This window comes from Nitrosomonas oligotropha (assembly GCF_009833085.1).
Classification (GTDB): domain Bacteria; phylum Pseudomonadota; class Gammaproteobacteria; order Burkholderiales; family Nitrosomonadaceae; genus Nitrosomonas; species Nitrosomonas oligotropha.
This window is the reverse complement of record NZ_QRBZ01000003.1, coordinates 1-14665: the sequence shown is the minus strand read 5'-3', so window position 1 is coordinate 14665 and position 14665 is coordinate 1. Positions and strand designations below refer to the sequence as shown.

The window sequence follows — 14665 nt, the reverse complement described above, 5'->3', positions numbered from 1 at the left end:
CTTGGAACGAAGTATTCCCTGGTTTGCCGGTTTGGGTTTGTTGGTTGTCTCTACTGCAATACGCGGTGCGGGTATTGCAGTGATGGAACAAAGTGTCAAAGAGCTGGGGCAAGCGTTTTCCGGTGCGCCCACTAACACGGACGACGGCAGCATGGTGTTTTTTAACCCGGCTGCAATGAGTCAGGTGCGCGGCCGGTTGGTTTCGACAGCGGGATATGTCATTGCACCTTCCGCAGTTTTTCACAATGACGCTTCCCATCTCAGCCCCTTTTTGGGGGGAGCGCCGTTGAAAGGCGGGAATGGCGGCGATTCACCCAGTCTGGCTTTTGTACCGAATGTTTATTATGTGCAGGAACTGACAAACCGGGTGGCCATCGGCTTCGGATTCAATACCCCTTTTGGTACGCGCAATAGCTATGATCCGGATTGGAAAGGGCGCTATCAAGCGCTCGATTCGGAGATTCTGACCTTAAACTTCAATCCATCGCTATCCTTCAAAGTCACCGAAAAATTCTCACTGGGCGCGGGCTTCAATGTGCAGTATTTGCAATCCCGGCTGACCAACGCCATTGATCTTGGGCCCGCTTGTTTCCTGACATTGGGACCAACGCCGTGCGCCCGTCAAGGCATTTTGCCGCAATCCGCCGATGGCCATGTATCATTGAAAGGCGACAGTGTCGGATTCGGTTATAACTTCGGCGCTTTTTATGCGCTCAATCAAGATACGCGCTTGGGTGTCAGTTACCGCTCCAGAATTTCGCACGATGTTCATGGCCATGCCAATTTTTCCGTTCCGGACAAGGCCATCGCGTTGACGCAAGGCAATATTCTTGTCGATTCCAGCACAAGCACGCCGGTTACGCTGCCGGATTCGGTATTGTTCGGTTTTTCGCACCGCTTCAATCCGCGCTGGGCGGTTTCCGCGGATGCATTGTGGACGCACTGGAGTTTGATACGGGAACTGCGAACCAATTTTGCATCGGCACAAGCGGATGATGTGCAAAACCTGAAATGGAACGATACCTGGCGCTATGCTTTCGGCGTCAATTATTTTTCCGAGAGTAATAAATGGACCGTGCGAATGGGCTTCGCCTACGATCAAACACCGGTTCCGAATGCCCGGGACCGTTCGCCGCGCATTCCCGATGCAAGCCGCTATTGGCTGACAGCGGGATTGACTTATGCCGTCATGAAGAATGTCAATATTCACGCGGCATATGCGCACTTATTCATGAACGATGCCGGTATTAATCATCGCGGTGCAACAGCCGATGTTCTCGCCGGACAATATTCCGAGCAAGTCAATATCGGTGGCCTTCAAATGGATTGGCGTTTCTAATTCGCGCGGTATTCCCAGTTGTTTGCTGAAACTTATGCCAGTTTGAGGTATCTTACGACGGCATCTGTAATGGCGCTACCACGCATTCTTCGTATTCATAAATCGAGGCTGAACAATGGACAAAAAAACGAATGTTAACTTCTGGTTTGTCATTGTGGCATTGTTAAGCTTGCTGCTGATCCAAAATCTCTATTCGCAATACACCCAAGTAAAACCCATTCCGTATAGCCAATTTCATCGTCTGCTCGAACAGGGCAGTGTAGCTGAGATTGCGATAACGCAGAATCAGATTTTTGGCACACTGAAAGAAAAAAATGCTGATGGATTGAAAGATTTTGTGACCACGCGGGTGGAGCCGGAATTGGCGGAAATACTGGATAAACACAATGTGGTGTATACCGGGGTGGTGCAAAGCACTTGGCTGCGCGATTTGCTATCGTGGATCGTGCCAACGGCGATCTTTGTCGGCATCTGGCTGTTTGTGATTCGCCGTATGGGTAGCGGCATGGGCAGTGGATTGATGTCGATCGGTAAAAGCCGTGCCAAGGTTTTTGTCGAAAAAGAAACCAAAGTCACTTTTGACGATGTGGCCGGCGTCGATGAAGCCAAAGAAGAGTTAGTGGAAATTATCAATTTCCTGAAAAATCCGGCGGATTATGGCCGTTTGGGCGGGCGCGCACCGAAAGGTATTTTGCTGGTGGGACCGCCGGGTACCGGAAAAACATTGCTTGCGCGCGCCGTGGCCGGTGAGGCGGGTGTGCCGTTCTTTTCCATTTCCGGTTCGGAGTTCGTGGAAATGTTTGTCGGTGTCGGCGCAGCCCGGGTGCGCGATTTATTTGAACAAGCGCGGCAAATGGCGCCAGCGATCATTTTTATCGATGAATTGGATGCGTTAGGACGTGCCCGCGGCGCTTATGGCGGTATGGGCGGCGGGCACGATGAAAAGGAACAAACGCTGAATCAACTCCTGGCGGAATTGGATGGTTTTGACCCCAGTAGCGGCATCGTGCTGCTGGCCGCAACCAACCGGCCGGAGATCCTCGATCCGGCACTGCTGCGCGCGGGGCGGTTTGACCGCCAAGTGCTGGTGGACCGGCCCGATAAAACCGGACGCGAACAGATTCTTGCCGTGCATGCGAAAAAAGTGAAACTGAATACCGATGTCAAAATTGAGCAAATCGCTGCGCTAACGCCCGGATTTACCGGTGCGGATCTGGCGAACCTGATCAACGAAGCAACGTTACTCGCGACACGCCGCGCTGCTGTATCGGTAACGATGGACGATTTCAACAACGCCATTGAGCGTATCGTGGCCGGATTGGAAAAACGTAACCGCTTGCTCAATCCCAACGAGCGGCGTGTAGTGGCTTTTCATGAACTCGGTCACACCTTGGTGGCGCTCGCTTTACCCGGTACCGATGAAGTGCATAAGGTATCAATTATTCCGCGTGGAGTCGGTGCTTTGGGTTATACCATTCAACGCCCCACGGAAGACCGCTATCTCATGACACGAGTAGAGTTGTTGAACAAAATGGCGGTGCTGCTGGGCGGTAGAGCGGCCGAGCAGGTGGTGTTTCATGAAGTATCCACGGGTGCTGCGGATGATCTGGTGCGTGCCACCGATATCGCGCGCGCCATGGTGCTGCGTTACGGCATGAGCGAAGCGTTGGGTAATGTGGCGTACGACCGTGAGCAATCCGCTTTCTTACAACCCAATATGGTATTGCCGCAAAGCCGCAATTACAGCGAGGAAACCGCGAACAAAATCGATATTGCCGTGCGCGTGCTGGTCGATCAGGCTTTGGAACGCGCCATCAATATCCTGCAGAATAACCGTGCATTACTGGATCAGACCGCGGAAGCGCTGCTCAAAACCGAAACCTTGAATCAACCGGAGATCATGCAATTAAAGCAGGCGATTCATGCGTATGCGCACCAGCGGCCATAAGCGCCAGCGTGGAAAAACAGCGGAATTTAACTTTCATCATCCTGTTTTTCCGCGGATTTTAACCGGATATCCGAATTAGGCAGCGCATCTTTTAATATTCGATCAATTTTCTCATTGATTTCTTCCGGTGTCGCACCGCTGTTGATCACCTGCTGAAGATCGATCAGATTGGAAGCCATGTTGATGTGTTGCTGGTTCTGTTGCGCGGCGAAATCCACCTGCATGGCTTTCCTCTTGTTGGCAAGCTGATCTTTCGGGCTGCCGGTGAACAACGACCGGATCGTTTCAACCAAGCGGCTCAAAACCGTGTGTGTGAGATCGGCGGAGAAGCCGCCGAGCATGGCCAGTAGCGGCCGGATAATGCCTTTTTCCAGGAAAGGCGTTTCACTCAAGTGTCTGCTGAAGTAATCCTCGGAAACCATGATGGCGAGAATCAGGCCGGCAATCAAACCCAGAAAGAAACGAATCCAGTAGGAAGCATGATACGTGGGGTCAAAAGTACCGTTGGCGATAAACGTATTGGCTTTATACAGTGCGGCAAACGAAGCGCCCAGTCCGGCCGCGGCCAGATAGAACATCAGATTGAGGAGCAATTCCAAGCCATCCTGCAACATAATATTGCCGCTGTCGTTGCTTACTTCTTCGGTCAAAGTCAGTCCGATGAATAATATCAGCGACACGATAGCCGCGATCATCATTTGGCGGATCAATGAAACCGGACCGAGAAATTTCATGAATCCGGTAACCCCTTGCTCGATGTCCAGCAACAAAATGGTATTCGGCTTGGCGGGTTCCACTATTCTGGCCAATGCGCAGTGCGCGGCAAGCAATTCACCGATATCCAGATCCGCCCGGACATGAATCCGGTCATTCAAACCGGCATTGCTCTGAACAGTAAATGTATCGATGGTACGTATCACTTTATCCGGCACTGTTTTGCCGTTGGCAAGCGCGTATTCGGCCATGGCCCGCGCTTCCCGGTAGAGCTGATACCTCAGACTCGTTTGTTTATAAGGATCGGGCGATTGGTTATCTTCCATGATTGCTCCTGGTATCGTGGCACTGAAGGCAAGCGGTTAAAATAGAATGGCAGTAATGATAAAAATCCAAGTCAGTAAGACCGGCCAATAAATAAGTTTTGGAATGAAATTGTCCTTAAATGCCAATATCCCGAGCGGTGGATCGTATGAAATCAGCACGGCATTGACGGTTACCATCAGGATGGTGACGTAGGAGACAAGGTAGAAATATTCCAAATATACAATGGTATTTACCGCCAGTTCGTCTCTCAGCTGCACGTGCATAATCAATAAGATGAAAAAGAGCGCCGAGCACGCGGCGACGATGGTCGATACATTGAAACCGGTGATCGTCAGTTTCGTTTCCTGTTTGGAGATGGTGAGAACCAGTCCGTATAACATCAGTAGCACGACAGCCAGAGGAAATAAATGCGCAATGAATGGATTGACAATGTTGCGCGAAATTTCCAGATTGAAATACAGCTCCGGCATCTTGTCGTGACTGGTGAACTGGCGATCGCCGAAATTGCTGTTGTATTTATTCACTTTGATCCCGAAAAAAGCTCGCGATGGATTCCATTCGGATAAAACAAAATCCTGCTCAACGCCCGGTAGCGTATTGGGATTCAGACTATCGAAGGATTTAAAGTCCGGCACGAGAATGACATTTTTGGAAAAACTGGTAGGCCAGAGACGCACCCACAGAAGTTGCCGGTCGAAGGGATATATTTTGTAATCGAAGGTTTCTCGTAATGTGGCTTCAAAATACCAGCCTTTGACGATTTCATCGCTTTCTTCGTGCTCATACGCCTCGTCTATAGATGTTTCTATAGCTTCGGGGAAAATGACGCCATGTTCGATCTCTTCTTCAAAGTGCTTGGGAAAACGCTGCCACACATAACCAGTTATCGCCACGTTGGTGGCATTTTGAAATTCAATCGATTGGATGAACAAACCGGTTGGAACAAAAAAGGGTGGTGTTTTTGATTCTTGCAATGAAGCGACGGCATAATCGTTCTGAAATTGCTCGACGATTGCGCGATTCGATAGTGTCAACGATTGATTGTGAGTTACCGAAGGCGTGTAATATTCCGTGATCCAGATCGACACGATGCCCACGGTCAACAGCAATGACGAGATAAATGCATGGCGCAGCAACTGCGCGACCGATTGCTGCTGTTTGACGAACGCAATCCAGATATAAATCAGGAGGCACAGCACGACCGCGTTGACGATCCAGCTGATTAAATCGGATTCGTGAATTACCCGGGTATCTTCTTCATCGTCGTTCTCAAATAAGTGCTTCTTACCAATTTCCGCATTCATCACGGTTAACACATACCATCCGGTTTCGCCGATGGGGTAGCGGTTGAACCAGGCGGAGCGGCCGGTGAGTTCGTTGGTCCCTAATTTCCCCGCCGTGAATTCAGCAAAGTAAGTCGGTGTAATAGCCTGATTCAAGTCGCTGACGATTTTCTTGGAACCCTTGAGTCCGTGATAGATAATTTGATCGAATTCATTGACGACGATCGCGTAACCGTTATCGCCTACATCGTGATTCTCGACTTGCTGCCTGACCCAGTCCAGGTCGATATCCAAAAACACTACGCCAGGCACTTTGCTGCTTTCCGCGTTTTTTTGCAATGGCAGCACATACTTCAGCGTGTGCTGTTGATAAGCCATATCAAAGTAGGGCGCCAGCCAACCGCTTCTTCCGCCGGTGGCTTGCAGATACCAGTCACTATTCTTGCTGTTACCGTTTTTCGCGCTATACGCCGCGTGACCGGTATAGTCGTAATACTGATCGATCCGGTCCATTTGATGGGCCGTGCCTTGCTGGCGGATAAACGGCGCAAACAGACGCAGCTGCGGGTCGGCTTGGTATAAATCGAAGGCTACGCCCAGCGCATTGAAGCCAAAATGATTGAGTGCCGCCTCGTTCAATGCGGTATCGATTGCTTCCTGGCTCCAGGAAATTTTCCGCAAGTTTTCCGCAAGCTCATTGGCAGCGGAAGCCAGCGCGGTAAATTGATCGTTAATCGAATCGGCGATGGTTTGCGTGGTGGCGGCCGCATGTTGTTGCGATAGCTGCAAGGTGGTGCGGTATTTCTGCACCATGCCGTTGGTTGACGCAATAAAAATGCACAAGAATATGACCGTGCAAATACCGAGAATTCCCTTGATCCAGGAAGTAAATGTCCACTTCGCTTGTTCCGGTGATTCCAGTTGCGGGGTTACCTTCAATTATCTTCTCCGGTAGTTTTCACGCTATTCCATTGACGGGTCTTATCCAAAAGCGTCAGCCAGACATGATCGCTTGCTTGATGATCGCCGGGATTTAAGGTGACTGTGCCAAAACCTTCCAAATTAACCGATCCTAATGCTTCCAACGCTTGTTTCAGGCTGTCGCCGGTGATTTGTCCGGGGATGCTTTGCAGCGCTTTAACCAGAACCTGCGCCGCAAGATAGCCTTCTCGCCAGATGAAGTCTTGCTCTTCGGAATCGGTTTCTGCGGGCGGCACCACTTGGGTCATATAGATTCGTCCATGGATGCCGGGTAGCGCATCGGCCAGTAGCGAAGCGGCGGAAAAAGATAAATTATAAAACCGCGCATTGGGGAAAATGCGGTGAGAAAAACGGATAAACTGAGCGGCGGGTTGATATGCGCCCACAATGATGATCGCCTCAGGCTTGGGTGTCGCCTGAATCATCGCTTTGATCGCGCTTTGTATCGCTAAAGAATTGCGCGGGTAACGCGTGACCAGCAGCCGATCGGTATGCTTAAACCCCGATTTTTCCAAAACCGCCTTGGTGATGTCGAAACCGGTTTGTCCCAGCGTGTCATCCTGCAAAAAGAGGGCAATGCGGTACGGAGAAATGCCGCGATCCAGAATATCTTGTACGATCAACTCCATTTCCTGCCGGTAGCTGGCGCGGAAATTGAATATATAAGGATCGGGCGGGGTCTTGCGCAATAAATCGGCCCCGGTGAAAGCGCCATAAAATACCACGCCGCGTGCATTGGCAAGGGGTGCGGCAATCGCGGCTGTCGGCGTGCCGGCGTTACCGACAATGGCGATGACTTTATGCTGATCAATCAACTGTATCGTGTTCACTTTGACACTATCCGGCTCATACCCGTCATCAAGTACGGTCAGATTGATCATGCGGCCGCGAATACCGCCTTGCTGATTGATTTCCTCGAACAAAGCATTCATACCCAGGTACATGGCGCGCCCCAATAACTGATTGGGGCCGCTGAGCGAGGTGCTCATGCCGAGCGCGATGGGTTCGGCATGCACAAAACTGCAACAGCAGAGAACAACGATATAAGCGCAACACTGTGTATAGAAAAGGCTTAATTTCTTTATCGGGATGGATTTAAGCATGCTGATCATTCAGATGGGAAGGATTGCGTTGCCGGTGTCGTTTTGGCTTGATCAATGGTTTGGCTGAATTTAATTTCGAGTGTATGATTAACTCTATCAACTAACATTATGTATCTTAGATTGTTTCATACTTAAATGCGGTACCATATCATATCTGTCGCGACATAGAAACCATTCCAGCTGTTTTATCGCTAGCGTGCATCCAAAGCCGTGCAAGCAATGCCAAAGGTTTTAGCGCGGAGTGGAGTTATTGAATCCGGTTGCGGTGTTGTTTGTATCGCTTTGCACTGCATGCGGAAAATCCCAAAAATCTGAGATTCTCCTTGGAGAACAATTCAATCAGCTGTTACTGATGTGCAATGCGGTTGTATTCAGCGCCGGAGGAATTAATACCCGGATGGGCCGTTGACTGACACTGAATACAACAGTGCTTTCGGCTTCGATATCGCGATTGCGGAAATAATCACCATCGACTTGGAGTGGATAGGCTTTGTCGTGCAACGTGCAAGCGATTTGCTTACCACTGAAATACTGCATGGGGAGGTTTGCGGGTTTTTGTTGCAGAATGCGCATGGCTTTGACCAATTCATGCTGCGGCCGGGCTCCTGACAGAAAGCCGACAACCAATTCGTTTTTGGACGGATCGGCGCTCGGTACGAGTTGCAGGTTTTTCGCATATGCTGAGTTGTTGGCCACGATCACATAGCCGGAGCCACGGTCGATGACTTGTTCGCCATCGACATTCACCGAGATGGTAGGGTGATGCAGTGAACACAGCGCTTTCAGTCCATGCCAAAGATAGATCGAATCGTTGAGTGGGCCTTTGCGCTTACCGATGTTCTTAACCGTTAAAGAATCCAGTCCCATCGAAGCCATATGAAAAAAGGGTTTCTCGCCGCGTATGCCCTTGCCGGTGATCAAACCGTAAAACTGCTGCAAGCAAACCCCGGAAGCGATAGCCTGGAGCAAATCATCCGCCTCGGTGCTCATGGCGTAGGAACGTGCAAACAGCGATTCGTTTCCACCCGGTATGGCATACACCGGCGTGGTTGTTTTGTTGAGCAGATCCAATAACTTCCGGATAGTGCCGTCACCGCCCACCACAACGACCAACTCACTGGACGAAATGTTATCCACAATGCGAGTATAGCCCTTCATTTTTTTCTCGGAGGGACAGATTTCCGTATGCTTGCCTTGCCGGGACAGCGCCGCTGCTAGTTGATGCGCGAGCGCTTCGGTATTGCCCGCGCTGGATATCGGATTAAAAATGATCAGGATTTTTTCCGGTGCGGGTATTTTGAGCAATAGCGGATTGGGTTGAAACAAGTGATTGTCGTTCATGGATGAAATGTGCGGGTTAATTCCAGCGTGTTTGTTCAAATTCACGATAATTCAACCGGAATGATATTGACCTCCGACCAGACTCGATCGCACCATGACCGATCGACCGGCGGCATGCCGTCCTTGATCCACTGCACCAGATGTTTGGCAGTGTTCGGGTAGGTGACACGAATTGCTTTAGTTTCGTAGAGCCATTGTTCAATACGTTTGGCATCGACGGTTTGCATCATCTGGCCATAGCCCAGCAGGCTGAGCGCTGCTGCATTGGAAGCTTGTTCCATTTGCGCATGCACCGGTTTTACCAGGATTTTTTTACCTAGTTGCAATGCTTCGCTGGCCAGCTCAAAACCGGCATTGCAGATGATGCCCGCGCAATCCGACAAATCCTGCTGAAATCCGGTCAACGATAAGGGTTTGCAATGGATATGCGCATGCTGAGAAGGCGAGGCTTCCGGGGAATAGATGAAGAACTCGAAATTTTTGAAGGATGCGAACAGTTTGATGATGTGCTGTTGATCTTCAAACGGTAGATAAACGACAATTTTGTTTTTTTGAATCCGCCCGGGAATAAAAGGCGTTTCAATCACCGGCGGTAAAATGGGCTGATCGAAATGGTGCCAATGCAAGCCGATGCTTACATCAACCGGCGCGAAGTTTTTCAATACGGCTTCGGAAACCGGATCATGACCTGCGCGCGGTATGTCATGCTGGAACGCGTATTGATGACAGATGCCGACGGTTTTTTTGTTTTGCCGGCGTGCTGCCCAAGCGGTGACCGGTTCAAAATCGCAAATGACCAGATCGTAAGCGCTTAAATCCAGCTGCCGGATATCCTTGAGAAAATTGAGCGGTTTGGATTGCAACACGGTTTTCAGGTGATTGATTTTGCCTTTATTAGTCGCGAATGTCAGTCCTTCGCGCCACTGATGACCGTTAAAAACTTCCATAGCGAAAAACTTATCTTGCGGCCTGCCAGTGAATAAATATGTGACTTCGAGATCCGCTGCTTGCAACTCACGCGCCATGATGCGGCCACGCGTGATATGGCCATTGCCTGTTCCTTGGATGCCGTAAAAAATTTTCATGGTGCTCCAGTTCCTCAATGGATATCTGCGATAGTGATTTGAAATCCGAATGTGTTAGGGTGTGATTAAATCGGGCAGAGTGTAGCAAGCTGTCATGACAGAAAAATGACAGTTCTGTGGATTACATCGGATGCACTGAAAGGAAGAAGAAGCTTAGAAAAAACACCCGGAAATTGCGGACGACCACCACTTAGGCCACGGTAATATCGCGACCGAGTATGCGTTGAGAGAGTCTGGAAATTTTTGGATTGAAATGGAAATCGCGCATGGTCATGCCGTTGCCGTACACATCCAGAAGATTGCCATGCGGATCCACCAGATGCTCGCGCAAATAACTTTCTTGCGTAAATCCGAGTGCTAAAACGTTTTTCTGGGAAAAGGCATTGTGCGCGTAAACATGAGCGACCAGTTTATTTAATTTGATCCGGTTGAATACATAGTCCAGAACCAATAAAGTCGCTTCGAGTGCGATGCCGCGGGTGCGATCTTCAGAATCCGGTAATCCGATCAGAAATTCCGCCCGGCGGTGCGATAAATTGAGGTCGACGAGATTGGCGATACCGGCCGGTTGGCCGGTATTCTTACGCAATATGACCCAGTCGACGGATTTTGTCTGGCACGGATGCAATGCGTGCGTCTGATGCAATTTTGCCGCCAATTCGTCGAGCGGCTGATGGCGCGGAATATATTGGTTGTACAGCGTCATGAAATCATTATTTTGGTGGCAGTATCGCAAATAAGCGGCGTCTTGCGCTTCGTAGCGGCGCAGGAATAATTTTTTTCCCTCTAGCGGTTCCAGCCAGCAGGAATCGACTTCGGCAAGATTATTGCGCGCCTGATTGAAGCTGGGGGCGAGCTGTAATGCTTTATGAAACTGAGCTCTGGCTTCATCGATTCTGCCCAGATTCTTTAACGCTTGCCCCAGATTATTGCAGGCTTCCGAATAATCGCCCTGTAATTCGATTGCTTGCTGATAACAGGGAATCGCTTCGGCGGCTTGGTTCATTTTCTGCAGCGCATTGCCGAGGTTGTTGAGTGCATGCGGATACCGCGGACGCAATTGGAGTGCCCGGCGGAAACACTCCGCCGCTTTCTCATGGCGGTTTTGCGCCATCAGCGCATTGCCTAATACATTGAGCACTTCGGCTTGATTGGCATTGATGGCGAGGGAGCGTTCGCAATAACTGATCGCTTCCTCAATCGAACCTTGCTCCCATAATGCATTGGCATAATTACCAGCAAAATCGGCGCGCGCGGGCGCTAGGGCGATTGCTTTGCGGAAATTATCGTTCGCTAGCGAATAACGCTTGGTCTGGGCATAAATAATCGCGAGCAGATGCAGCGTGTCGGGTTGATCCGGCAGCGCGGCAAGAATTTGGCGGCAAACCGCTTCCGCTTCGGAAAGTTGCCCGGATTGCTGATGGCGGACAGCACGTTGCAGAGCTTCGGAAATTTGTCGCATGTGTGGATTCGGAGTCAATCGGGCATGTGTGCAAAATTGCAGGCGATTGCCTTTGCCATGTACTGTATCAGCAGCGCCATCCAACCGCGATGACGCTGCTGACAGAGTGCAACTTACGTGTTATAGAACTGGAAAAGCCGGATCGCCAATACCTGCCACACCCACAATTGGCGGTGTAACAAAAGTGTCGGTCGTGGTGAAATTGAGGGTGGTGTCATCGTTGATTCCGGCGTAATAATTTCCAGCGGTATCGGTGATGGCACTTGCATCGATTTCAATATGGTAAGTCGTATTGGGGATCAGATCGGCTGCCGGATCGATGAAGATTTGATTGCCGCCAAACTTGCTGTCACTGAACGTGACTTGACTGGAATCGTTGATCGAAATCGTCCGTATATCCGTGCCATTGCTGATCACAATGTTACCGTTTGCCGGTTTTATCTCTTCATTGAAGTAGAGAGCAATGTTATCACCCACTGCAACATCGACGGCATCATCCATCGGCGAACTGCCGAACAATAGCGGGTCACTTGATAATGTCGTAAAGTTGAGCGTCGTATCGTCATTGATGCCGGCGTACGAATTGCCGGTTAAATCGGTAATAGCGCCGTTGTCGATTCTAATGCTGTAGTCAGTGTTGGGGACCAGATCGGTTGTTGGATTGATGAGGATTTGATTGCCGCCAAACTTACTGTCACTGAATGAGACTTGACTGGAATCGTTGATCGAAATAGTCCGTATATCCGTGCCATTGCTGATCACAATGTTACCGCTCGCTGGTTTTATCTCTTCATTGAAGTAGAGAGCAATGTTGTCACCCACTGCAACATCGCTGGCATTATCCACCGGCGAACTGTCAATCAACAGAGGATTGCTTGGTACCGTCGGAAAGTTGAGCGACGTATCGTCATGGATACCAACGTAAGGATTACCGGCTAAGTCGGTAATGGCGCCACTATCGATTCTAATGCTGTAGTTAGTGTTGAGGACCAGATCGTCTGTTGGATTGATGATTACACCCGTGTAACCATCAAATGTGACTTGGCTGCTGTCATTGATCGAAATGGTGCGTGTGTCGGAACCGTTACTGATGATGATATTGCCGCTGCCGCCAGACTTAACCGGTTCATTGAAATAGAGTTCGATATTCCGATCGATTTGGAATCCGGGGTAATCATCCCAAGGATAACTACCAAATAGCTGAGGGTCGCCCGTGATGGTGGAGAAATCAAGCGCGGTGTCATCGCTGATACCGGCATATGCATGACCGTTCAAATCGGTGATCGCACCGTTATCGATCTTGATATTGTAATGAGAGTCGGGAATCAAATCGGCTAGCGGATTAATGACGATTTTATAGGGATTATCAAAGCTGACTTGACTGGCATCGTTAATGGCGATGGTGCGCGTATCGGAGCCATTGCTGATGACGATATTTCCGCTACCGCCGGGTTTAACCTGCTCATTAAAATAGAGTTCGATATCTCGATCCATTTGGAATCCGGCGAAGTCATCCTGAGGATAACTGCCAAATAGCTGAGGGTCGCTCGAGATGGTGGAGAAATCAAGCGTCGTATCATCGCTGATTCCGGCGAAAGAATTACCCTCCAGATCGGTGATAGCGCCACTATCGATTTTGATGTTGTAATGGGTATTGGGAACCAGATCGGCTGTTGGATTGATAATTACGCCAGTGTATCCATCAAATGTAACTTGGCTGCTGTCATTGATTGCGATAGTACGTGTATCGGAGCCATTGCTGATAATGATATTGCCGTTAGCGCCTTGTTTAACCGATTGATTAAAAGTTAAAGCGATATCCTGATCAATTTGAAAATCCGTGAATCCATCCCAAGGATTGCTCCCGTATAGCCGCGGTTCAGCGCTGATCGTAGAAAAGTTAAGCGTGGTATCGTCGTTAATACCCGCATAGGCATGACCGCTCAAATCGGTAATAGCACCGTTATCGATCCGGATACTGTAGTTCGTATTGGGAACCAGATCGGCTGTTGGATTCACGGTTATCTTACTGCCGTTGAAAGTGACCTGACTGGCATCGTTAATGGCGATGGTGCGGGTATCGGAGCCATTGCTGATGACAATATTACCGCTGCTGCCCGCTTGAACCTCTTCATTGAAGGCTAGCGTAATGTTGTTGTCAGCCGAAAAGTCAGTGGAACCATCCCACGGAGTACTCGAGAACAAGAGCGGCTCGCTGGTGATCGTGGAGAAATTCAGCGTGGTATCGTCGTTGATGCCGGTGTACGGATTACCATCCAGATCGGTAATGGCCGTGCTATCGATTTTGATGCTGTAATTCGTGCTGGGAACCAGATCGTCTGTTGGATTAACAGTTATCTTACTACCATTGAAAGTGACTTGGCTGTCGTCGTTGATGGCGATGGTGCGGGTATCGGAACCATTGCTGATGATGATATTGCCGCTATCGCCCGGCTTAACCTGCTCATTAAAATAGAGTCTGATATTTTGATCGACTTGGAAACCGGCGGAATCGTCACTGGGATCGCTACCGTTGAGACGAGGTTCGCCCGTAATGGTGGAGAAATCCAATGCGGTGTCATCGCCGATACCGGCGTATGCATGACCGTTCAAATCGGTGATGGCTCCACTATCGATCTTGATGCTGTAGTGGCTATTGGGAAGCAAGTTGGCGACCGGATTAATGACGACCCGATAGGAATCGAAGTTGACTTGACTGGCATCATTAATGGCGATGGTACGGGTATCGGAGCCGTTGCTGATGACAATATTACCGCTACTGCCGGGCTTAACCTGCTCATTAAAATAGAGTTCGATATTCTGATCCACTTGGAACTCGGTGAAATCATCCCCAGGAAAGCTTCCGGTTAGCTGCGGTTCGGTTGCAATGGTGGAAAAATTCAGCGTAGTGTCATCGCTAATGCCAGCATAGGCATGGCCATTCACATCGGTGACAGCACCGCTGTCGATCCGGATGCTGTAGTTAGTGCCGGGTACCAAATCGGCGGCCGGGTTGATGCTGATACCGTTGAAACCGTCAAAAGTGACCTGACTGGCGTCGTTAATCGCGATGGTACGGGTA

General features: G+C 49.8%; 9 protein-coding genes. 2 read left to right on the top strand and 7 right to left on the bottom strand.

Annotated elements, in window-relative coordinates:
• Position 1 precedes the first annotated feature (1 nt).
• Together ABD07_RS01235 and ftsH are read left to right on the top strand one after the other, a co-directional pair.
• Positions 2-1339, top strand: coding sequence for an OmpP1/FadL family transporter (locus ABD07_RS01235; RefSeq protein ID WP_164502716.1), 1338 nt, complete (start codon positions 2-4; stop codon positions 1337-1339).
• A gap of 115 nt (positions 1340-1454) precedes the next feature.
• On the top strand, positions 1455-3287 hold the full coding sequence (gene ftsH / locus ABD07_RS01230) for an ATP-dependent zinc metalloprotease FtsH (protein WP_160816772.1): 1833 nt from the start codon (positions 1455-1457) through the stop codon (positions 3285-3287).
• Positions 3288-3313: 26 nt separating this feature from the next.
• Here the strand turns inward: ftsH and ABD07_RS01225 are convergent, their stop codons facing one another.
• From ABD07_RS01225 to ABD07_RS01195, 7 genes are all read right to left on the bottom strand, one after another.
• The gene (locus ABD07_RS01225; RefSeq protein ID WP_160816771.1) at positions 3314-4327 is read right to left on the bottom strand and encodes a hypothetical protein; all 1014 of its coding nucleotides are present in this window, start codon (positions 4325-4327) and stop codon (positions 3314-3316) included.
• Positions 4328-4363: 36 nt separating this feature from the next.
• A complete protein-coding gene (locus tag ABD07_RS01220; protein WP_160816770.1) occupies positions 4364-6550 on the bottom strand; it encodes a cache domain-containing protein in 2187 nt (728 codons plus the stop codon).
• Positions 6547-7695, bottom strand: coding sequence for an ABC transporter substrate-binding protein (locus ABD07_RS01215; protein ID WP_160816769.1), 1149 nt, complete (start codon positions 7693-7695; stop codon positions 6547-6549). The genes ABD07_RS01220 and ABD07_RS01215 overlap by 4 nt, the downstream gene beginning before the upstream one ends.
• A gap of 339 nt (positions 7696-8034) precedes the next feature.
• Positions 8035-9036 (bottom strand): diacylglycerol/lipid kinase family protein, encoded by a 1002-nt coding sequence (locus tag ABD07_RS01210; RefSeq protein ID WP_160816768.1) that lies wholly within the window; start codon positions 9034-9036, stop codon positions 8035-8037.
• Between the two features lie 41 nt (positions 9037-9077).
• A complete protein-coding gene (locus ABD07_RS01205) occupies positions 9078-10121 on the bottom strand; it encodes an MJ1255/VC2487 family glycosyltransferase (RefSeq protein WP_160816767.1) in 1044 nt (347 codons plus the stop codon).
• A 190-nt stretch (positions 10122-10311) separates the two neighbouring features.
• Entirely contained in the window at positions 10312-11583 is a 1272-nt protein-coding gene (locus tag ABD07_RS01200) for a GNAT family N-acetyltransferase (RefSeq protein ID WP_160816766.1), read from the bottom strand.
• A gap of 120 nt (positions 11584-11703) precedes the next feature.
• The coding region (locus ABD07_RS01195; protein WP_160816765.1) for an Ig-like domain-containing domain at positions 11704-14665 on the bottom strand (2962 nt) is incomplete at its 5' end.